Genomic DNA, 21,780 nt, shown 5'->3' with positions numbered 1-21,780 from the left:
TATTCGGCGGGCTGCGGCTGGCACGATCCTGCGGGGCGCCAAGCGGCAGTCCCACTCAGATCACGCCGGCTAAGCGCAACCCGAAGACGCCGGCCGAGACGGTGACGATCGACCCCAGCGTCGTGGTCAGAATGATATTGGCCGTCAGCTGGGCATTGGCGCCCATGGCCCGGGCCATAACAAAAGCCGCGGCGGCGGTGGGGCTGGAGAAGAGCACGAACAGCAGCACCAGTTCAGTACCGCTGAAACCCAGTGCGGCGGCGATGGGCACCATCAGCAGCGGCAGAATCAGCAGCTTGGTGAGGGTGGCCCAGAAGGCGGTGAGTGAGCTGTTGCGCAGGCTTTTCAGGTCCAGCGCGCCGCCGATGGCCAGCAGTGCCAGGGGCAGGGTGAGATTGGCGAAGTATTTACCGGTGGTGTCCAGCACCGCGGGCAGGTGCAGGCCGAAATAGGAAAACGGCAGGGCCAGTGCCACGGCGATAATCAGCGGATTCAGTGCGATGGCGCGCAGGATGCCGCTCAGGCTGACGGGGCCGGCGCTGCCGTGGTTCGCGGTGACGGTCAGCACCACCACCGACAGCACGTTGTACATGGGGATCACCAGCGCCAGTATCATCGCCGCCTGGCTCAGGCCGCTGTTGCCGAACAGGTTGTAACTCAGCGCCATGCCGATAATGCCGAAATTGCTGCGAAAGGCGCCCTGAACAAAGGCGCCCAGATCTGCGGCTACTGTAATCCGGCGTGCCGCCAGCCACCAGATGGCGACGAAACTCAGCAGGGTGGCGAGAAACACGAATCCCAGCAGCGCGGGGTTGAACACCGCCTGGAAGTCCGTGCGGGCGATGGACATGAACACCAGCGTCGGCAGGGCCACCATAAAGACCAGCCGTGACGAGGTATTGATAAAGGCATCGTCGATCAGGCGTTGGCGGCGCAGCAGGAAACCCAGCAGCACAATAACGAAAATGGGGGTAACGATGCCGGCGGTGAACTGCAGTGATTGCAGGTAGAGTTCCACTCTAAGCTCCGGATGGGTGGCGGGGCTGTAGTGTACCCCAGCGGCACAGCCTTGAGCATAGAAGTTGCTGCAACTGCGTGATCAGTGGGTCTGGGAGGCTGTCCGATAATGCTGGCCGTAGCGAGAGCCGGTTGATTTGAGCTGGTTTTTGCGGTGTTTTAAGGCAATAAATCTGCAGGATAGCCGATTTGCACAGCGTTAGCTGCCCTCCGGGCAGGCTACAGGGATGTGGCTTGTGAATAGTGGTTCTACTTAACACTTGGAACGAAGTGGAAAGAACCGCTTTAGCGGGGTCGCAGACCGAGGAGCCTGCGACGAGTAAAAAACGACACAAAAAACAGCCCTTCTTGGTGTTAAAGAGCCAGGTGGTTCGCAGTAGGTTAAGTATTGTCGGACAGCCCCCTATGTAGTTTGGGGTAGTCGAACAGTTCCCGGGTGCCGCAGGAGTCGGCCAGTTCGCACCAGCGGGTAATGCTCAGATGAATGTGCAGCACGGCCGAGGTCGGGAATTTTTGCAGCGCTTCGTGGGTCAGGTAGTAGGCCAGGCTGTCGAGGCCCGGTGAATGTCCCACCAGCATCAGGTGATGGCAGTGATCGGGCTGCTGTTGCAGCACATGCAACAGGGTTTCGCTGCAGGACTCGTACAGGTCCGGCAATTCGTGCAGCTGCTCGGAGCCGAGTTCCAGGGTGTCGGCCAGGGCTTCGGCGGTGGTCAGGGCGCGCAGCGCGCCGCTGGTCAGGATGCGATCGGGGAAGAGACCGAAATCGCGCACCCGCTTGGCCATCAGTGGCAGGTCGCTTTCGCCGCGCTTGTTCAGCGGGCGGTCTATGTCATTCAGCAAGGGATCGGCCCAGCTGGACTTGGAATGCCGGATCAGCGTGAGCTTTTTCATGGTGATTGCCAGGTGGCGGGACTTCGTAGCAGTATTGGTCGAAAGTGGTGGAAATACCAGTGAGTGGGGTGGTCTTCTGCCCTGTGCAGAAGCATTGTTTAGCCTGGCTCAATGGTCCGAATGGGGTTGGGCTGCGTACAACCGTTTTAATGCTGTTTTCACTGTTAATGTACTGTTTTTTTGTCGCCGGACATCCCGCGCGTTACCCCCCACTGATAAAACTCGGTAAGCTGGGGCTCTGCGGCCCTGTCCACGGGCGTTTCTGCGGTATCGTGGCGCTGCGCGAGTTAAAGATGACTATAAAGGCTAATCGAGTGAACACTAAAAAATGGCCAGGATGGCTGCTCAGGGGTGTGCTGAGCACCCTGCTGTGTACGCCTGCGCTGGCGACAGCGGCCCAGCATGAGCAAGTTGTGGCAGAGCGCACCCTGGCGGTGGAGGTTGAGGGGCTGAACGGGGATTTGCCGGGCGAACTGGCCGACAATATTCGTGCCTTTCTGGCGATTGAGCGTATCAAGGGTGAAACCGCGCCCATGGCGAGCCGGTTGCAGTATCTGCACCGCCAGGCCGAAGAACAGATTCGTACTGCTCTGCAGCCCTTTGGCTACTATCAGCCCACCATCAAGACCGAATTGATCAATGAGCCCAGGCAGTGGCTGGCGCGCTACCAGGTGGATCCCGGCGAGCAGGTGCGGCTGGAAAACATCAACGTCGTTGTCACCGGTGAAGCCGAAGCCGACCCGCAGTTTGTGCAGGCGCTGGCGGATAACCGGCTGCAAAAGGGGCAGGCGCTGCGCCATGCCGATTATGAAGCCCTTAAAAGTCGACTGCAGTCGCTGGCCTCCGAGCGGGGCTATTACGAAGCGGTGTTGAGCCGGCAGCAGTTGCTGATCAATCCCGAACTGAACCAGGCCGATATAGAACTGGTGCTGGATTCAGGCCCGCGTTATCGCATTGGTGCGGTTAATTTTTCCGAGGCGCCGGTGGGCCAGACCCTGTTGTCACGTTATGTCCCCTTTAAAGAGGGCGATCCTGTTTCCAGCGGCAGGCTGCTCGAGCTGCAGCGCGGGCTGACGGAGAGTGACTATTTCAGCCGCGTGGAGGTGCAGCCGAACTGGGACAAGGCGGTTGATCAGGTGGTGCCGATCGACGTGGAGCTCGAGCCCAACAAGCGCACTGCGTACCGCTTTGGCGCCGGTTACGGTACCGATACCGGGGCGCGTGTCAGTGCCAGTCTCAACCGGCGCTGGATCAATACAAGGGGCCACAGTTTCAGTAGCCTGATTCAGCTGTCCGAAGTCGATTCCACCGCGGCGGTGCAGTACAACATCCCCGGCGAGAAGCCGCAGACCGACCGCTACAGTGCCCGTATGGCGTGGGAAACCGAGCTGACCGATAGCACCGACAGCGAAATTCTCAGCCTGGGCCTATTGTGGCAAAAGCAGCTCGGCCCCTGGCAGCGGCTGCTGTCGGTCGACTGGGAGCAGGAGCGCTTCACGCTGGATGCTGAAACCAGCAGCACCAGTTTTCTGATCCCCGGCATGCGCTGGTCGACCACTAGTACCGATAACCCGCTCAACCCGACCCGCGGTTACCGGCTGTCGCTGCAGCTGGATGCCGCCAGCGAAGTGCTGCTGTCCGAGGCCGATTTTGTGCAGGCCCAGGTGAAGGGCAAGCATGTGCTGACGCTGAACAACCGCACCCGCCTGCTCACCCGTGCCGAGCTGGGTGTAACCGCCATGGATAATTTTGATCTAATGCCCTCGTCGCACCGTTTCTTTGCCGGTGGCGACAACAGTGTGCGTGGATACGATTACAAGCAGCTGGGCCCGACGGGCAGCAACGGTGACGTTGTCGGCGGTCGCTACCTGCTGGTGGGCAGTGCCGAGGTGGATTATCGGGTAGCCGAGAGTTGGCGTGTGGCAGCCTTCTTTGATGCCGGCAACTCGCTGGATTCGCTGTCCGAACCGCTGAAAAACGGCGCGGGTATCGGGGTGCGCTGGCAGTCGCCTATCGGCCCTGTGCGGGTCGACCTGGCCAAACCGCTGGATGAGTCGGGCTTTCGCATTCATTTCACCCTGGGTCCTGATCTATGAAGCGCTGGACACTGCGCATTCTGTTAAGCCTGCTGGTACTGATTCTGTTGTTGCTGGCGGCCATTGCTGCCATAGGCCTGACCGAGAAGGGTACCCGCGTCCTGTTTAATCAGCTGCAGCCGCTGATTCCGGGTCAGTTGAGTTACAGCGCGCTTAACGGCGCCCTGCTGCAACAGGTTGAAATAAGAGGCCTGAATTACCAGCTGAACGATCTGCGGGTCGAAGCGGGGCGCATCGAGTTCGTCTGGCACCCGGCGGCGCTGCTCAGTGGCCGGATCGAACTGGATCGTCTGGGCGTGGAGGAGCTGGACCTCTGGCTGCCGCCTGCTGCCACCGACGAGGCGTCGGCAGAGCCAGAGCCTGCCGGCCCGTTGGCGCTGCCGGATTCGGTGCAGCTGCCGCTGGCGATACAGATCGGCGAAATCTACGGCCATGGTGTGCGGATTCATCCTGCAGGCAGTACCGAGCCCATCCTGATCGAGGCCGTGGCGCTGGGGGCACACAATGAACTGGAGCGCGTGATACTGGATCGTTTCAGTATCAAGGCGCCCCAGGGCGAGCTGAGCCTCAGTGGCGAACTGACCGCCGCCGGCAACTATCCGCTGGCATTCCAGCTTGACTGGAGCGCACTGATTCCCGAACGCGGCGTGATCAGCGGCAGCGGTACCCTGGGGGGGGAACTGCTGGGTGATGCGGCAGTGCTGACGCTGGAGCAGCAGCTGCAGGGGTTGGCGGACGCGGCGCTGCAGGCCCGGGTGTCCCGGCCCCTGGGCGAGATCAGCTGGCAGCTGGCACTGGATCTGGCCCGGTTCGATCCGGCGCCCTTTGCCGCCGCGCTTGGCGGTCATCTGGTGAGCGGTTCGGTTAACCTCAAGGGTGATCTGGCCTCGGCCGGGGGCGATATCGCGCTCGTGGGCAGCCTGCCCGATGTCGGTCCGCTGACCCTCAACAGCAGCCTGGATGCCACCACCGAACAGCTGAGCCTTGCGCGGGCGCAAATCCTGCTGCCGCAAAGCGGCGCTGATCTTAACCTGTCTGGCACTGTGCTGGGGTTGCAGCAAACGCCCGAGCTGGATGTGACGCTGGGCTGGACAGGCCTGCGCTATCCGTTGTCGGCCCAGCTGCCGGCGCAGTTTGCCAGCGAGAGCGGCACACTGAAAATCACCGGTCCGCTGAGTGACTACAGCCTCAGGCTGGATGGCAAGGTCAGTGGCGAAGGCCTGCCGGCCACGGGCGTGACGCTGGCAGGCGAAGGCAGCCTGGAGAGTATGCCGGTACTGGCCTTGACCCTCGACACCCTCGGCGGTCAGCTGGTGCTGGAGGGTAGCGCCGGCTGGACTCCGCAACCGGTGTGGGATTTGCAGGTGCGTGCCGACAAGATCAACCCAGGCCTGCAGTGGCCCGACTGGAAAGGCGCCATTGGGCTGAACCTGAAAACCCAGGGGCAGCTGGTGGATGGCGAGCCCCGCGCGCAGCTGGAATTAGCCGCGCTCTCGGGCAGCTTGCGGCAGCAGGCGCTGAGCGGCAGCGGCCAGATCAAGGTAAAGGGCACGGCGCTGGATATCCCTGAACTCGCGCTGGGTTGGGGTAACGCCAAATTGAACGTCCAGGGGCAGGCGGCGGACAAGCTGGCGCTGGACTGGCAGCTGCTGGCCAGCGACCTGGCGGCGCTACTGCCCCAGGCGGCGGGGTCTATCAAGGCCGGCGGTACCCTGGGCGGCACCGCCCAGGCGCCCCAGATAAATGCCAGCATTCAGGGTAGCCAGCTGCGTTTCAGCCAATATCAGCTGGAGAAAATCGGCGGTACAGTGGCGCTGGATCTGGGCTGGAAAACGCCGGCCAGAATCGACCTCAAGGCCGAGGATCTGCTGCTGGCCGGGCAGCCGGTCCGCAGCCTGAGCCTGCAGGGCAGCGGGCTGGAGAAGGATCACAGCCTGACACTGGATCTGGACGCCAAAGCCGCCCAGCTCAGCCTGGCGCTTAAGGGCGGGCTGCAGGACAAGCAGCAGTGGCGCGGTACCCTCACCCGGCTGGATCTAACCCAGCCCGATGCCGGTGCCTGGGGTTTGCAGGCGCCGGTGCCGCTGGAGCTCGCCGCCAACAGGGCGCGTGCCCAGGCGCTCTGTCTTGATGCCAAAAGTGGCCAGGGTCGGCTCTGTCTGGATGGCCAGTGGCTGGCCGAGGGCAAAAGTGAGGGCGGGCTGACACTGCAAGGCCTGCCGCTGACGCTGCTGGCGCCCTGGCTGCCGGCCACCACCGAGATCACCGGGCAGATTAATGCCAAGGCCTCCGGCAGCCTTTCGGCCAAGGGTGCACTGGCCTATGACGCCCAGGTTTCACTGGATCAGACACGCCTGACCCTGCCCGATGAAGGGCTCAAGGTGAGCTTTACCGATGCCCGCGTCAGTGCCAGCGGTACTGACAAGAAAGCGGCGCTGGATCTGAATCTGCTGATGGATGAAGTCGATGGCCGCGTCCAGGGCTCGGTGACGGTGGATGACCTGGCCGGCGCCGGTGTGATCAAGGGGCAGCTTGCCCTGGCCATCGAAGATCTCAAGTTTCTCTCGTTGCTGGTGCCGGACATGAAGGTGCGCAGTGGCAAGGTGCTGGGTAATCTGGCCCTGGGCGGTAACCTGGCGGCGCCACGGATTCAGGGCGAGCTGAACCTTAACAACGGCAATATAGAGCTGCCGGCGGCGGGTATCGCGCTGGCCGATATCAGCCTGCGGCTGCGGGATGACCCGGCCCGGCCGGAATACCTGCTGCTGGACGGCAGCATGGCCTCCGGTGGCGGCACCCTGACGCTCTCGGGCGAGGTTGAGCCCCTGGCCCAGAGCGGTCTGATCCGCATTAACGGCGAGCGTTTCCAGGCCGTGGGAACGCCGGAAATACAAGTGTTTATCTCCCCCGACATGGAGATCAGCATGACCGAAGGCGCCATCTCGGTGGGGGGCGAGCTGAAGGTGCCGGAAGCGCTGATCAAGCCGCCCAAACTGAGCAATGCGGTGTCCGTCTCCCCCGATGCCGTAGTGGTGAATGCTGCCGGTGTCGGTGAGGCGCCGCTGGCCGGCCCTGAGCTGGATCTCAAGCTGCGGGTCACGCTGGGCGACAAGGTGCAGGTGGATGCCTTTGGTTTCAACGGGCGTTTGACCGGCGGCCTGGCGCTGCAGGAAGACAGCCGCCGTGGCACCCGTGCGACCGGCAATATCGATGTCGCATCGGGCAAATACGAGCTCTATGGTCAGGAGCTGGATATATCCCGCGGCAGCTTCGTTTATACCGGTGGTCCTGTGGATAACCCCGGCCTCAACATGCGCGTACAACGCAAAGTGGATGAGGTGACCGTGGGCGCCCGGGTGGGCGGCACGCTGCGGGTCCCCAAACTGACGCTGTTCTCCGAGCCCGCCATGCCGGACACCAGTCTGCTGTCCTACCTGATACTGGGGCGGGCACCGGGCACGACTTCTGCCAGCGAGCAGGAAATGCTGGTCAAGCTGGCCCTTGCCATGGGGCGCAAGGGCGGCAATGCCGTGGGCGAGCGCCTGGCCGATGCGCTTAACGTGGATGAAGTGGGCGTCGGTGGTGGCGATACGCTGGAAGAAACCTCCTTCTATATCGGCAAGTACCTGTCCCCCAGGCTCTATGTGAAATACGGCGTGGGCCTGCTGTCGCCAGCCTCCAGTTTCCTGCTGCGCTACAAGCTCACCGACCGCTGGTCGTTCGAGTCCAACACCAGCACCACCGGCAGCGGCGCCGATATTTTCTATCAACTGGAGCGTTAACCACGCAAAGGTGCAAGGAGCGAAGTAAAAGTGGCAAGGTGAAGGAAAGCGAAAAACCTGTGCCACAAATAGTTGGCCCCGCAGAAGCGGGGCCGGTGCCAATGAGCAATCACTCATAAAACCAGTTACGTTCGTTGTGCGATTTAAGGGTGGTTTACCTCCTTGGGTTTGGGTTGCGGGCACGACAAGGGCGCTCTTCAGTTACCGCCTGAAGGCCGGTGTTGACCTCTGTCCTTTGCCGGCTTGGTGTGCTTTCGCTGTCATTGTTTGTTTCAGTGACTCATCAGTACGGGTATCTCGGCATGTTCGAGAACATGTCGGGTTACGCCACCGAATACCTGCTGGTGCAGGCGGTTGTGACTGTAGGCGCCCATAACGATCAGCTCTGCCTTGTCGGCTTTGGTGGCATCGAGCAGGTCTTCGCCATCGTGACTCCGCTGTTTCAGGTGTTCGATTTGGCTGTTGATACCGTGACACGCCAGGTAGTGCTGCAGTGCAAGAGCGCTCGGTTCCTTTTCCTCGCGGTGCTCGAGGGTGAGAATCCTCACCTGTTGCGCCCGCGTCAGGAAGGGTAACGCATTCGCTACTGCGCGAGCGGCTTCGGTACTGCTGTTCCAGGCGATGGATATGCGTGTCGGGCTGAAGCCGGTTTGGGTACGCGGCATCACAAGCACCGGCCTGCCGCTATAGAGCAGGGCGGCTTCCAGTGTTGATGTCGCTATCCCGCTGTTGGATTTGGGGATGATCAGCAGATCGGAAACCTTGCCTTGCTGGGCTAGCTGTTCGCTGCGCAGCCCCACGACATTGTGCCAGCTGGCGGATGCTGCATCCGCCAGGCAGGAGTCACTGAGGGCGATGTTGCTGTCAGCGGCGAGTTGAGCGAAGCACTGTTGCAGCTTTTGCGCATCACTCTTGGAGCTGCTGTCAGCAATGGTTTCCATTTCCTGCAAAAGCTTCGGTGACAGCCCGACGACGCCCCTAGGCATGAATTGACTAGGGCTTGCCTGGGCATGCAGCACTTGCAGGTGTGCCTTAAAATACTGGGCCACAGCCAGAGCCCCTTGCAAGCGCTCTTCCACCTGCCCGCTGGTCGACAGCGGTGTTAGCAATATTTTCGGGTTATTCATGCTTCTTGCCTCTTAACTCAGTGGCCAGGGGAGCTGCACCATTTCCTGCAACAGTCCGCGGGGCATATCCAGCACCATCAGGTGCGACAGCACCACCAGGAAGGCCAGGGCCGCACCGGTCAGCGATAGGGTTTTGATCATCGAAGTGCGTGCTTTTAGCAGCAGGAAGATGATGAAGAACAGGCCAATGGCGATCAGATAGCCGAACAGATAGCAGCCCAGTATCAGCCCGGTCAGCCAGTAAACATAGTGGGGCAGGCTGGTGATGCTGCTGTCGGTGCTGTAGCCGGCTTCCACTTCGTTGTCGAAGTTCACCGGGTCTTCCAGTCGTCCGCGCAGCAGCTTGACCAGCACGATCAGCGACATCACCAGCATGAAAGCGCACAGACCCGCGGTGAATACGCCGCCCAGGAATGAGTGCTGCAGTGCGTCGTAGAGGCCGTAGCCAAAGAGGCCGACCACGGCGATGGCGAAGATGATCTGCGGGCGCAGGTTGCTGGCGCGACGACGCGGAGCTTCAGGCGCTGTCTCAGTCTCGGTGTTTGCGCCTGTGTCGTCGGTTTTGTCAGCAGGCTTGGTGCGCACGGCGAAGTAGATCGAGGCAACGGTAATCGCGGCAATGATCAGCACGCCAGGCTTGGTCAGGAAGGACCAGCCATCAAACTGCACCGCCTGATACAAATAGGTTTCCATGCCGCCGGCCAGTACGAAGCCGATCAGGAAGGCCGGGCGTGGCCAGTCGAAGCGCTTCATCACGACACCCAGCACGCCAATGGCCAGCAGTGCGACCAGATCGCCCAGACTGCGGGTTGCCTGGAAGGCGGCAAAGCAGATGACCATCAGCATGAACGGGGCCATCAGCGCATAGGGGATCAGCGTCAGGCGTGCGACCCACTTGGACAGCAGCAGGCAGGAGCCGGCGCCTATGACATTCGCCAGAGCCAGTGACCAGACGATGGTGTAAGTGGTGCCGAGTTCAGCGCCCACCATGGCGGGGCCCGGCTCCAGGCCGATCAGGACCATGCCGCCGAGAAATACCGCCATGCTGCCGGAACCCGGAATACCAAACAGCAGTGTGGGGATCAGCCCGCCGCCTTCTTTGGCATTGTTGGCTGATTCAGGCGCGATAACGCCGCGCACGTCGCCCTTGCCGAACTGGGGGTTGTCCTTTGCCTTGGTGGTTTGCACCGCATGGCCATAGGCAATCCAGTCAACCACGCTGCCGCCAAGACCGGGCAGGGCGCCAACCAGGGTGCCGAGTATGGCGCAGCGGATCGACAGCCATTTGTGCTTGATCACATCCTTGAACCCGTCAACCCAGCCACTGCCCAGCTCAGAGGCTTCGGCGATGGCGCGATTCTGGCGCAGCAGGTCGATAATTTCCGGAATGGCAAAAATGCCCAGGCCCACTACGACCAGCGGAATGCCATCCATCAGATAGGTATTATCGAAAGACATGCGGTATTCGCCAGTGGCAGGCGCTGCCCCGAGGCTACCCAGCAGCAGGCCGATGCCGCAGGCGCTGATGCCTTTCACCAGGCTGTTGCCGGCCAGAACGCCGACCATGCTCAGACCCAGCAGGGTGAGCATAAAGAGTTCAGCCGAGCCAAAGGCCAGAATCAGTGGCCTTGCGATCAGTACGAAGACCGTCAGCATCAGGGCGCCGAACAGGCCGCCGAACAGGGATGCAGTAAAGGCGGCGGCCAGTGCGCGGGCGGCGTGGCCCTGTTTGGCCATCGGGAAGCCGTCCAATACTGTGGCCTGGGAGGCGCTGGAACCCGGAATACCCATCAGCACCGAGGTGAAAGTATCCGACGTCGGGATAACCGCCACCAGGCCGACCAGCATGGCCAGCGCGGAGATCGGGTCCATGCCGTAGAGGAACGGCAGTAGCAGGGACAGGCCGGCGATGCCGCCAAGACCGGGGAAGATACCGATCAGCAGGCCGAGAAAAACACCGCCTGCCAGATAGAGAATATGGTGCAAGCTGAGCACGGTCAGCAGCGATGTAATCAGAGTATCGAGCATTGGGGTCACCACTGGAAAGGGTGCGAAAAGGGCGGTTAGAACCGCCCGCAGTAGTGCGCCTTGGGTCCTGAATCAGAGGCCGGCGCTGTATTTGGAGTTGAGCCAGTTGATGACCCAGGCTCTGGCTTCATCATCCATGCTGACAGCTTCGGTAAACATCATGCTGGCTTCATCGCCAACGGCCTGGTCGTAGTCACCCAGTACATCCTGTGCCTTTTCACTGAAACCCGGTGTGGCAACCGCCTTGGCGATGGCTTCCCGGTAAGCCTGTACGACATCATCCGGTGTGCCCTTGGGCAGGAACAGGCCTTTCTGGGCGGCATAGCCGGCGATAAAGAAGGCTTTCCAGGCGCGGAAGCGTTCGCTGCTGGGCGCACTGCCGTGCACCATCTCATAGGCTTCCACGAAGTGCGGCAGGTCCGGAAAGGTCGGATCGCGCTGGATTTTTCCGTCCTTGCCCAATACGCCCCAGCTGAACAGCGGTATGGCCTTGCCCTCATCAACCAGGGGCTGAACCTTCTTGATAAAGCCGGAAGTGGTCTGGTCATCGATATTGACTTCGCCACGCTCAAACGCCAGGCGTGCTTCGCCGCGTCCTTTCATGCCGAATACGGCTTTGACATCCAGCCCCAGTACTTCGAATGACAGCAGGGTAATCAGATCCAGGCTGGTTGCGCCCTGACTGGCGTACTTGAGGTCGGCATCCTTGAGTTTTGCCAGCTCGGCGATGTTTTTGACACCCAGGTCAGAGCTGATATACACCACGCCTCCCGTGGGTGATGCCAGTATGGCGGTCCAGTCCTTGTACTCATATTTCACACGCTTGTCGCCCAGGATATACGGGAACATGGTGGAGCCTGAGGAGGCGAAGATGTCGCGGCCATCGGCCTTGGCACGCGCTTGAAATTGGTTGGCACCGCTGGTGGAGCCGCCGCCCGGAATATTCTTGACCACGACAACGGGCTGGCCAGGAAGCTGTTCACCGATGAGGGGGGCGTAGAAACGGCCCCAGGTGTCGGTGCCGCCGCCTTCCTTGAAGGGCATAGTCATTTCGATGCGGGCGCCTTCGAAATCGGTGGCAAGGACGGGGGTCGTAACGCTCAGTGCGCTGGCGCAGGCAATGGCGACAACCAGGGGACGAATGGCGCGGGCGGAGAATTTACGCAGGAACTTGTCGGCGTTCTTCATGATTTTGGTCTCTTTTATTTATTGTGGGTCCCGAAGCCTTGCGGATCGGGGTTAAGGCTGAAGGTATGCCCCCAAGCTGTCACCAGCCTGTCATGGGGCAATTTCAGGGCATTTTTTTGGTCAGGACACTTTGGAATTGCGTGCACCGTTCCAGATGAAGCTCGGTACAAAGAGATCGCCGCTGATCAGCTTGCGGGCGGTGCGGATCACACCGGCACTGCGCACATCGATGCCTTTGGCCGCGGGCTGGATTTCCAGCACGATTTCAATCTGGCCGCTGGGGTGTTCAATGCGCAGGGTCGAATCGCCGAATACGTTACCCAGATAAGGCGCGGCCACAGAGCCCGGTACCATGGCGCAGGTGCTGACGCAGATTGCGCCTGTGACGGCATGGCTGGCGTGGCAGTTGTCGGGTACGAAGTAGCGTGAGGTAAGGCTGCCGCCGTTGCGCGGTGCCGAAACCAACGCCACCTTGGGTATCACTTTGCCGCTGGCATCGCCCAGGCCCATCTTCCAGGAGGCCGCGCGGCGGATGCTTTCGATGCGCGCCATCATCTCGGTGTCGCTGTCCAGCTCGGCCTTGGTTTCGGCGCCATCCTTGCCCAGAGATTCGGCAGCGATGACCACCATGGGCACGGCGGCGTCGATGCAGGTAACCGGCACCCCGTCGATCAGGTCCCAGGCGTTGCCGGTGGGCAGCAGGGTGCCGGTCTTGCTGCCGGCGACATCGAGAAAGTTGAGCAGCACAGGCGCTGCGGTACCGGTGACGCCGTCAATGGCGGTGTCGCCTTCGTATTCAACCTGGCCGTTGGGGGTTTTTACCCGCACCTCGATCAGCTTGCTGGTATTGACGTTGAACACCCTTACCACGGTTTCGTCTGCACCGGGTTTTACCAGGCCGGACTCGATGGCAAAGGGGCCTACGCCTGCCAGAATATTGCCGCAGGACGGCGCAATATCGACGGACAGCGTATCGATGCCGACCTGGGCAAAAAGGTAATCGACATCGGCATCTGGCCGTTTGGAGGCCGAGATGATCGCCGTCTTGCTGGTGAGGGAGGTGCCGCCACCGATGCCGTCGATCTGCTGGGCGCTGGGGGAGCCGAGTGCCGCCAGCAGAACCTTCTCCTGGGTGGGCCAGTCGTCGGGCAGGCTGGATGCCAGGAAATAGGGGCCGCGGGAGGTGCCGCCGCGCATGATGGTGCAGGGAATGGATGTCTGCATGGTCGCTAACCTGGTGGCTGAGAGGGGGTGAGATTTAATATTTCTATGTCATTTTTTGTTGAGTCAGCCGTGTCTGGCTGATTTGTGATCAAGATACGCCCGGTGGTTTTACGCGACAAACCATATAATTTTCATTATTGGTATAGAAAAGCTAAACCTGTATTTTTCTGCTTAAAAAATATGGTTGAATTTCATGCAGTTTTCCGCGGTTATTTCCGGCGCTATTAGACGCAGAATGGTTCGCAGAAGTGGAATTGGTTTTTTGTTAATTTATTGTTATTTATATTTTTTATCTGAATATATGGATTTTTTGGTGCTGTTCTACGAGTTTCATTAGGCTAGGTCGCAGAACTGCTACGCTCGCATCGGGTGCGGCGACGAGCCGGGTTCTGGACAAGGGTGAAACTCTTTAGAGTTAGAATATCTAAAACTTTTAGAGCGGCTTATTTTTTGAATTTTTAATGGATGGTATTTATCTGCTATTGAAATAGTCGCTATTTGATATAGATATTCTACACTATGTGGAAATTGGTCCCGCTGGGGCTGCGTACTACCGGATACAGGATCAGCATCATGCGACGATTACCCCCCCTTAAAGCGCTGCGCGCCTTTGAAGCTGCCGGGCGCCACGAAAGCCTGAAACAGGCGGCGGACGAGCTGCATGTCACCACCGGGGCGGTGAGTCAGCAGGTCAAGCTGCTGGAGGAATTTCTGGGGGTTGACCTGTTCAAGCGCCTGAACAAGTCCGTGCGCCTGACAGAAGCCGGTCGGGCGGCGCTGCCGCTGATTGAAAGCGGCTTCGAGCTGCTGAACCAGGCGGTGACGCGGGCACAGCAATTTGGCAATCAGAATTTGATCACCATCAGCGTGGCTCCGTCCTTTGGCGCCAAGTGGCTGCTGCCAAGGCTTGAGCTATTTCGCCGTGCCCATCCGGATATCGATCTGCGGGTGGATGCCTCGACCCGGCTGGTGGATTTTTCCTACGAGGATGTGGATCTGGCCATCCGCTACGGGCCGCCAAAGGAGCGGGGCATGCACCTTGAAGCCCTCACCGATGAAGTTGTTTTTCCGGTATGCAGTCCTCGCCTGCTGGAACGGGGCAAGGTCTTCCGGCAGCCGCGGGATCTGGCGGGCCAGACGCTGCTGCACTTCGAGGGCCGGGCGGATGACCGTGAATTTCCCGGTTGGGGGCAGTGGCTTGGGGTCGCAGGTGTCGCGTCGCTGGAGGTGGTGAACGGGCCGCGTTTCAGCATGTCGAGCATGGTGCTGCAGGCGGCGATGGACGGCCAGGGCATTGCGCTGGGCAGCAGTGTGCTGGCGGCGGATGACCTGCGTGCCGGGCGCCTGGTGCGCTTGTTCGATGTCAGCGTACAGGCGCGGCACAGCTATTATCTGATATGCACGCGCAATACTCTGAACCGGCCCGATATTCAGCGCTTTGTGCAGTGGATCAAGCAGGAAATGAGTGCCGGGCACCGTGACAGCAAGTGAGGCAGCATGCGAATTCTGATCGTAGAAGATGACCTGACCCTGGCTGAGGCCATCAGCCGGCGACTGCTCAAGCAGGGCCACGCCGCCGATGTCGCCCTCGATGGCACTAAGGCTGACAACATCCTCAGGCATCAGGCGTTTGACCTGATCATTCTGGACCTGAACCTGCCGGGGCTCGGCGGTGAGCAGGTGCTGTCGTTGTTGCGCCGGCGCAGCAGCACCACGCCGGTGCTGGTGCTGACCGCACGGGGCCAGATCGAAGACCGCATCAGCCTGCTGGATCTGGGGGCTGACGATTACCTCACCAAACCCTTCGACTTTGGTGAGCTGGAGGCGCGCAGCCGCGCCCTGCTGCGTCGCAGTCAGGGGCAGGCGCAGGACAGGCTCAGTATCGGCAACACCGAACTTGACCGTCACGCCTGTGTGGTGACCGTCGATGGCGAGCTGGTGGCGCTGAAACAGCGCGAGTTTCGCCTGCTGGAAATCTTCATGGCCCACACCGGGCGGGTTTTGAGCAAGGAAGAGTTGCTCGATCATCTGTATAACTTCGATGAGACGCCGGGCCCCAATGCCATCGAGCTCTATGTGGGGCGCCTGCGCAAGAAGCTGCCGCACAGCTCGGTTCAGATACGCACGCTCAGGGGTCTTGGTTATGTGGTTGAAAATACGCCGGCCTGATGTGTCGCGCTGGTCAATCCGGCGCAAGCTGCTGTGCATGACCAGCGTACTGCTGATCGCCGTGTCGCTGCTGGGTGTGCGTGCTTCCCAGACCTATGCACAGCGCTCCGCGCAGCTGTCCTACGACCGGCTGCTCACCGGAGCGGCGCTGCAGATCGCCGAACAAATTGCGCTGCGCCACGGCAAGGTTGTGGCGGACCTGCCCCGCGCCGCCTTCGAAACCCTGGCGCTGGCGCCGGATGACCGGGTCTACTACCGCATTCTGGGACCCGATGACGAACATATTACCGGTTACGACGACCTGCCCTCTGCCCCCGCTACCCGAGTTCGTCACGCCGGCTCCGCCGATGGCGATACGTTCAGGAAAGTGTTCTTTGATGCTCGGTATCGTGGTGAGGCGGTGCGTTTTGTCGTGCTGGAGCGGCTGCTGACCGAAACTGATTTCAGCGGCTATATCCAGATTCAGATTGGCCAGACGACGCTAGCGCGCACGAGCCTGGCAGATGAAATCAGCCTGCGGGCGCTGCAGCTGATCGGGCTGCTGTTTATGGTGGCACTGTTGCTGGTATCGCTGGGCATCTGGATGACCCTGCGCCCGCTGGAACGCTTGAATAGCGCACTGGCACGGCGCTCATCGGTGGATCTGAGCCCGCTGGACCTGGCGGTGCCACGGGAGATTTCCAAGCTGGTGCGTACCATTAACCATTTCATGCAGCAGCTGGGCGGTACTCTGGATGGCCTGCAGCGTTTTACCAGCGAGGCGGCACACCAGATCCGCACGCCCCTGGCGGGCCTGAGATCCCAGGCGCAGAATGCGCTGGATGAAGAGGATGCCGGTTTGCGGCAAAGACAACTGAACCGGGTGCTGGAGTCGGCGGATCGCCTGAGTGATACGGTGAATCAGCTGCTCAGTCAGGCGGTGCTGGCCCATCGCCTGCGCAGCCAGCAGACGGAGCCCGTGGCACTGGATCAACTGGTACGCGAGCAGTGCCGCCAACTGGCGTTGCCGGCACTGGAGCAGGGTGTGGAGCTGGCCTACGACGGCGACGACGCGGTGCTGTTGCAGGCCAATGCCTTTGCGCTGCGCCAGATGGTGCAAAATATTCTGGAAAATGCCATACGTTACAGCAATCCGGGGAGCGAGGTGCAGGTGCGGCTGGAGCAGGACGAAAGTTATATCAGTCTGTCGGTGGCGGATCAGGGTCCTGGCATCCCGGATGCCGAGAAACCACTGGTGTTCGAGCGGTTTTATCGCAGCCCCAACAATGTCCGCACCGGTTCGGGCCTTGGACTTGCCATCGCCAAGGACGTCGCCAGCTATCACCGCGCGTCCCTGAAACTGACCGACAATCAACCCGCGGGCCTGGTTGTTACTGTCCGTTTTCACCGCAGGAGGGTCCTGTGATGCGGCTTTCAAGGTTGCTGACTGGCCTGTTGCTGAGCGCGACTGCGGCGGCGCTGCAGGCCGAAACACTATGGGCACTTCCTGCTAAAGGCACTCAAGCCTCGGTGCTGCAGATTCATGGAGGGGCCGATTTTGTGGCCATTGCGCCGGTACTGGAGGCCTATCAACGGAAATACCCGTCGATACGGGTGAATTATCACGAGTTTGGCACTCGGGAGCTGTATAACCGCTTCCTCGCCGACTTGCCGAAAACGCCGGACCTGGTGATGAGTTCGGCCATGGATCTGCAGTTCAAACTGGTCAACGATGGTTATGCCCAGCCCTACCGTTCGGCCGAGACTCAGGCGCTGCCCGACTGGGCCCGCTGGCGCAACGAGATCTTTGGCATTACCTACGAGCCGGCGGTGATGGTGATCAACAGTGGTTTTCTGGATAACGAAACGTTGCCCTCGAGCCGCGCAGAACTTATTGACCTCATCCGGCGCAAGGGGGATCAGGTGCGCGGGCGGATTGGCACCTTTGATATTGAAACCGTGGGTATTGGCTATCTGGTCTGGTCCCACGACAACCTGCGTACCGCCAGCAACGGTCGCCTGCTGGAGTCCTTCAGCCTGCATGACACCCAGCTGTTCTCAAGCAGCGCAGCCATGCTGCAGCAGCTGGCACTGGGCAACATTGTAATTGCCTACAACGTGCTGGGCTCATACGCCCATGCCTGGGCCAGGAAATACCCGGTGCTCAGCGTGGTCTTGCCCAGCGATTACACCACCGTGATCATGCGCAGTGCCTTTATCCCCAGGGCTTCCGGGAATGCCCCGGACGCGCAGCGTTTCCTCGATTTCATGCTGTCGCTGCAGGGCCAGCAGATACTGGCGGACAAATCGAGCCTCTATCCCATTCGCGATGACGTATCTGGCGAAACCAGTGCCCAGAACCTGCGGTTGTCTTACAGTAGCCCGCTGCGCCCGATACCACTGGGCGTATCGCTGCTGGTGCAGACCGATGCCATGAAACGCAGTCTGATTCTGGAGGAGTGGCGCCGGGCCTTCGAAGCGCCCCGTGGGCCAGGTGCATCGGCCGCAGATGATCAGTAGTCCTGCAGGGGGCGGCCATCGAAATCGGCCACCCGCTTCACGGTTGCGCTGGTGTCGAGAATGAAGACCTGATCGAGCGGGACATAGCGGCCCAGGCCGTTTTTTGCCTGGAACCTGAGCCTGACCCGATACTCCTTCCTGGAGCTGAAATCCAGTTTGTCGATCTTTATCACCTTCAGCACGGGGCCCCATTCGATCAGCTCAAGCGAGCCGGGGTTATGCAGGTTCGTCTTCAGGAAAGCGGCGACCTGCTGTACCGAAGCATCGCCTGGGTTATTGCTTACCGGATCGAAGGTGCTGCCCGGCTCGACGTTAAAGGTGAGCCCCTGTTCCATGGTCCGAACCAGTTCGCCAGCCAGCTGGTCGGCGTTGGATTCTGGCTGCGCGGCAGTGCCTGGCCCGGTTAGCGGGGCCCCCTGGCGGTAGACCCGCCCGGCCAGCTTTTGCATGAGCCGGTCGTACGCATTCTGCGGCGTCGCGGCGTCGCCCGGGCCCTGCGCCTCCTGTTGCTGCCGGTCCCGGGACGCCGCCGCGTCGGCCTGACGCTGTTTTTCATCGGCGGAGAGTCGATGGTCGATCTGCTGCTGTGCCGGGCAGGGCTGGCTGGAGAAACTGAGTCGGCCATCCGGCCCCCGGCACTTGTAGACGCCGGCCTGCGCCTCAAAGGCCAGCATCAACATCAGGGCAGGAATCAGAGCAGGGATCAGGCGGCAGCGTTGCATAACGGGAATCCTGTTTACAGCTATCAAACAGTGTAGCCTCCCCGGGGGGCTGTCCGAAAATTTCACCTGCTGCGAACCCGCTGGCTCTTTAACCTCAAGAGGGGCTGTTTTTTGTGCTGTTCTGCGTTAAATAGAAGCACTATTAACCCCAGAAACCAGCTCAAACCAGCCGGCTCTCGCTTCGGCCAGCATACTCGGGCAGGCTCCCGGGAGGCTGCGCAGCGACTTAGATGCAGTATCCACGCAGGGTTTCCTGACCACATGGCCTTCGGATTTCAGCTGATCGAAGGCGGCCGGTTTTTTGCCTGTGGTTTCACCAACGGCTGGCAGGTGCCGGTTCAGCTCAGGCTTATGCCAAACAGGGTGCGTAGCAGGTAACCGGTGATGAAGGCGAGTGAGGCGGCGGTGCCGCCGGTCAGCAGCGTGCGTACGCCGGACGCCAGCACCGGCAGCGAGAAGACCAGGCTTTTCAGCATGCCGATGGAGAAGAACATGCAGGCGGCGATGGCGGCACTGAGGGCAAACTGCCACTGCATGTCTTGGGCCGGTATCAGAAAAGGCGCCAGCGGCATGGCGCCGACAAGCAGGAAGGCGGCGAAGGTGGTGAACGCCGACTTCCAGGGTTGGGGGCAGGCTTTCTGCAGGCCGTATTCTTCTGTCAGCATGGTGTCGATCCACAGGTTCGTGTCCTGGCAGATTGTCTGGACGATTTCTTCCAGCACGTCCCCCTGAAACCCTTTCTGCTCGAATATCTGGCGTATTTCTTCGCGCTCCCCATCGGGTACGGTATCGATATGGTGCTGCTCGGTACGGCGAACGTCGTCGCTGAATTCCCGTGCCGCCTTGATGGATTCGTAATTGCTGATGGCCATGCTGAAGCCATCGGCAACCAGGTTGGCAAGACCCAGCACCAGTGCCACCGCGGATGGGAAGCCGGCACCGACCGCGCCGCAGACCACGGCAAAGGTGGTCACGCAGCCGTCGATGCCGCCCAGTACCGCATCGGAGATGTACTGGGCCTTGTCGGGCTCCTTGAGGCGCTGCCTGATTGCCTCGGGCCTGTGATCGCGCACAAGTTCTTCTCGGCTGGCCTTTTTCATCTGGAAGTCTCTTCTGGCGGGCGGATGCACGTTGCACGGCGGATGGGCACTGGCGTTACTGATGGCAGGATAGCCCAACAGCCCGCTAGCGGGGGGAGGGGCGGGGCGGCTGCTTCGCGTGGACGTGGGCAAGACTGCTGCCCTGAAGCACCGTTTGATTGCCGTTGAGTGGGGCCAGGGATTTGGTTCTTGCGAGCGGGGACGCGGCAGTACGCTGGGTTCCCCGCGACCGCGGGGATAAACCGATTAATGGTGGTGGGGCAGTGATTTGAACCCTGAACAGTATTCTGCCAGTCCGCTCCAGACCGCATTAACTGCGGGTGGCTGCTCGCTGCCGCCCGCTGACCAGCTACAGGCAACGGTATAGCCCGATATGGACGATCAAGGGAGACTATACGGCTTATTGATCGAGAAAACGCTTGAGTGGCCTAAAGTAACCTGATCGCAACAATGGGACCGTCGGCGACGATTCTATCACCTTGCAGGCGCTCGTGCTTGAGCCCCAGGTATTCATGCGACGCATTGTGTAAAGTATCCACATCAACGCCGTGAACGATCAACTGCGTCCCTGTCGTGCATTTAACTTAGATCGGTCCATCTAAGCTAGCCGCACGGAAAAACTGCGAGTTATGTTCTTCAGTTTAAGTCATTTTTTGGGCTTGGTTCGAGTGTTAATTTTCCTTCATTTAGGACAATTGCTCGATAAAGCTTTCCAAAGTTTGAGTCAGAACTAGATGCGCCAATGATGGCAAGGAGAACAGCGAGAAAAATTGTGGCAGCAATAGAAGACCCGATACCCAAAAAAAATCCGACCTTGGCCTTGGTTCTATCCGTAATGTGAGTCTTTACATCATCCAGCTCGCCCTGAACCTTTGCATTGGAGGCTACTACTTGCTGTAGGACTGCAGAGTTTCGTGTTTGTTCTGTCAGAAACTGTTGCGAGATTTCGTCTGCAAACTCAAATAAAGTTTGCTCCGCTTCCGAACGCAGCTGATCCAGCCTCCGATCATTATAATTTCTAAGAAAACCTTTTAGCTCCTCATGAGTCGGCGAGCGGCCTTCGTTAACTTCCGTATCGCGGAAAAACTCAAACTTCTGTATTTTATATTCCGCGTACGCTAGTCGTCCTATTAAGGACAGAGAAAGATCGTCTTCCTCAACGACCAACTTTAGAAGAATTGGATTATGCGGCTGAATATCGTCAGCTTGACCTTCCGTAGCCTGTTGTTCCATCGACCTATCCGTGAATAACTAAACTATATAGTAACCAATATCTATTATTTAGATGAGCGCTTCTGCAAGGTCATCCTCATTTCTCTCATCTCTGCGTCTTTTCAAGTGAGCAATCATCGCTTTTTTCATGGCGCGATCCGCTGTAGCACGGTTTATACGTACAACAGTAATATCACGAGTACCAAGAGCAATTATACGAGAACTCGACGCTTCGAGTGTAACTTCGTTTGCATCTCGATCTGGAGCTATGAACACCCTCGATCCTTGTCTTTTGCTCATCATCTCACTCTTCCAAGTTCATCTGCGAAGTTGCATGACAATTCACCGTAACTCCCGAATTGATCATAGCATAACGGCAGGGTTCGGTGCATTGGTAGATACAAGTGCTTGATTAGCATGTAAAATTAAAAGTTTAGCAACATCTACCTACCAAAACATTCCTTCGAGGCCAGAAATAGTGGCCAGATACATTATTCGCTTTGGTCGCCCTGCTTGCTGCAGGTGCTCGCAGGGCCTCCCTCACAAGCGAAGAAGATCACGCACCAGCCAGCTTGGAATCACAGAAGATAAGTTTTCGGGGGAAGGATAAAGACGGGGAAACAGTCGAAATGGGCACAAAGCCATGTGGGCAAATTAAAGACTCAATGTAACTATTCAGCTCATTTTTATAAAAAATATCTTGACAGGGTTTTTGCTAAAAT

Annotated in this window: 16 protein-coding genes; 6 read left to right on the top strand and 10 right to left on the bottom strand. The window is 59.6% G+C overall.

Annotated features, from left to right (window positions below; genetic code table 11):
- Positions 1-55: 55 nt before the first annotated feature.
- Complete coding sequence (locus MRS74_RS17930) at positions 56-1,018, bottom strand: AEC family transporter (protein WP_254581649.1); 963 nt, start codon at positions 1,016-1,018, stop codon at positions 56-58.
- A 380-nt stretch (positions 1,019-1,398) separates the two neighbouring features.
- Positions 1,399-1,911 carry a SixA phosphatase family protein gene (locus MRS74_RS17925; protein ID WP_254581648.1) on the bottom strand — a complete coding sequence of 171 codons (513 nt, stop codon included), beginning with the start codon at positions 1,909-1,911 and terminating at the stop codon, positions 1,399-1,401.
- Positions 1,912-2,225: 314 nt separating this feature from the next.
- On the opposite strand from MRS74_RS17925, the gene MRS74_RS17920 reads away from it, so the two are divergent.
- Together MRS74_RS17920 and MRS74_RS17915 are read left to right on the top strand one after the other, a co-directional pair.
- A complete protein-coding gene (locus MRS74_RS17920) occupies positions 2,226-4,007 on the top strand; it encodes an autotransporter assembly complex protein TamA (RefSeq protein ID WP_254581647.1) in 1,782 nt (593 codons plus the stop codon).
- Positions 4,004-7,789: a translocation/assembly module TamB domain-containing protein gene (locus MRS74_RS17915; RefSeq protein ID WP_254581646.1), complete on the top strand. Its 3,786-nt coding sequence runs from the start codon at positions 4,004-4,006 to the stop codon at positions 7,787-7,789. The genes MRS74_RS17920 and MRS74_RS17915 overlap by 4 nt, the downstream gene beginning before the upstream one ends.
- A gap of 272 nt (positions 7,790-8,061) precedes the next feature.
- Here MRS74_RS17915 and MRS74_RS17910 read toward each other — a convergent pair whose 3' ends face one another.
- The 4 genes from MRS74_RS17910 to MRS74_RS17895 form a co-directional block, all read right to left on the bottom strand.
- Positions 8,062-8,916 (bottom strand): universal stress protein, encoded by an 855-nt coding sequence (locus tag MRS74_RS17910; RefSeq protein WP_254581645.1) that lies wholly within the window; start codon positions 8,914-8,916, stop codon positions 8,062-8,064.
- Between the two features lie 12 nt (positions 8,917-8,928).
- Positions 8,929-10,944 carry a tripartite tricarboxylate transporter permease gene (locus MRS74_RS17905; protein WP_254581644.1) on the bottom strand — a complete coding sequence of 672 codons (2,016 nt, stop codon included), beginning with the start codon at positions 10,942-10,944 and terminating at the stop codon, positions 8,929-8,931.
- A 72-nt stretch (positions 10,945-11,016) separates the two neighbouring features.
- Entirely contained in the window at positions 11,017-12,132 is a 1,116-nt protein-coding gene (locus MRS74_RS17900) for a Bug family tripartite tricarboxylate transporter substrate binding protein (protein WP_254581643.1), read from the bottom strand.
- Between the two features lie 120 nt (positions 12,133-12,252).
- Positions 12,253-13,356: a 4-oxalomesaconate tautomerase gene (locus MRS74_RS17895; protein WP_254581642.1), complete on the bottom strand. Its 1,104-nt coding sequence runs from the start codon at positions 13,354-13,356 to the stop codon at positions 12,253-12,255.
- 573 nt (positions 13,357-13,929) lie between these two features.
- Here MRS74_RS17895 and MRS74_RS17890 point away from each other — a divergent pair.
- From MRS74_RS17890 to MRS74_RS17875, 4 genes are read left to right on the top strand one after another with little or no spacing between them, the layout of a single operon-like run.
- On the top strand, positions 13,930-14,847 hold the full coding sequence (locus MRS74_RS17890) for a transcriptional regulator GcvA (protein ID WP_254581641.1): 918 nt from the start codon (positions 13,930-13,932) through the stop codon (positions 14,845-14,847).
- Positions 14,848-14,853: 6 nt separating this feature from the next.
- A complete protein-coding gene (locus tag MRS74_RS17885; RefSeq protein ID WP_254581640.1) occupies positions 14,854-15,525 on the top strand; it encodes a response regulator transcription factor in 672 nt (223 codons plus the stop codon).
- Positions 15,500-16,930, top strand: coding sequence for a sensor histidine kinase (locus tag MRS74_RS17880; protein ID WP_254581639.1), 1,431 nt, complete (start codon positions 15,500-15,502; stop codon positions 16,928-16,930). The genes MRS74_RS17885 and MRS74_RS17880 overlap by 26 nt, the downstream gene beginning before the upstream one ends.
- Positions 16,930-18,024, top strand: coding sequence for an ABC transporter substrate-binding protein (locus MRS74_RS17875; protein ID WP_254581638.1), 1,095 nt, complete (start codon positions 16,930-16,932; stop codon positions 18,022-18,024). The genes MRS74_RS17880 and MRS74_RS17875 overlap by 1 nt, the downstream gene beginning before the upstream one ends.
- Here the strand turns inward: MRS74_RS17875 and MRS74_RS17870 are convergent.
- From MRS74_RS17870 to MRS74_RS17855, 4 genes are all read right to left on the bottom strand, one after another.
- A complete protein-coding gene (locus tag MRS74_RS17870; protein WP_254581637.1) occupies positions 18,018-18,746 on the bottom strand; it encodes a DUF4124 domain-containing protein in 729 nt (242 codons plus the stop codon). The two genes, MRS74_RS17875 and MRS74_RS17870, sit on opposite strands and share 7 nt — an antisense overlap.
- Positions 18,747-19,084: 338 nt before the next feature.
- The gene (locus tag MRS74_RS17865) at positions 19,085-19,846 is read right to left on the bottom strand and encodes a VIT1/CCC1 transporter family protein (protein ID WP_254581636.1); all 762 of its coding nucleotides are present in this window, start codon (positions 19,844-19,846) and stop codon (positions 19,085-19,087) included.
- Between the two features lie 636 nt (positions 19,847-20,482).
- Positions 20,483-21,079, bottom strand: a complete 597-nt coding sequence (locus MRS74_RS17860) for a hypothetical protein (protein WP_254581635.1) — start codon at positions 21,077-21,079, stop codon at positions 20,483-20,485.
- A gap of 48 nt (positions 21,080-21,127) precedes the next feature.
- The gene (locus MRS74_RS17855) at positions 21,128-21,358 is read right to left on the bottom strand and encodes a hypothetical protein (protein ID WP_254581634.1); all 231 of its coding nucleotides are present in this window, start codon (positions 21,356-21,358) and stop codon (positions 21,128-21,130) included.
- Positions 21,359-21,780: the final 422 nt, after the last annotated feature.

It is taken from the genome of Marinobacterium sedimentorum (genome assembly GCF_024267675.1).
GTDB classification, from domain to species: domain Bacteria; phylum Pseudomonadota; class Gammaproteobacteria; order Pseudomonadales; family Balneatricaceae; genus Marinobacterium_A; species Marinobacterium_A sedimentorum.
The sequence above is the reverse complement of the archived record's forward strand: the minus strand, read 5'-3'. Positions and strand labels throughout refer to the sequence as shown.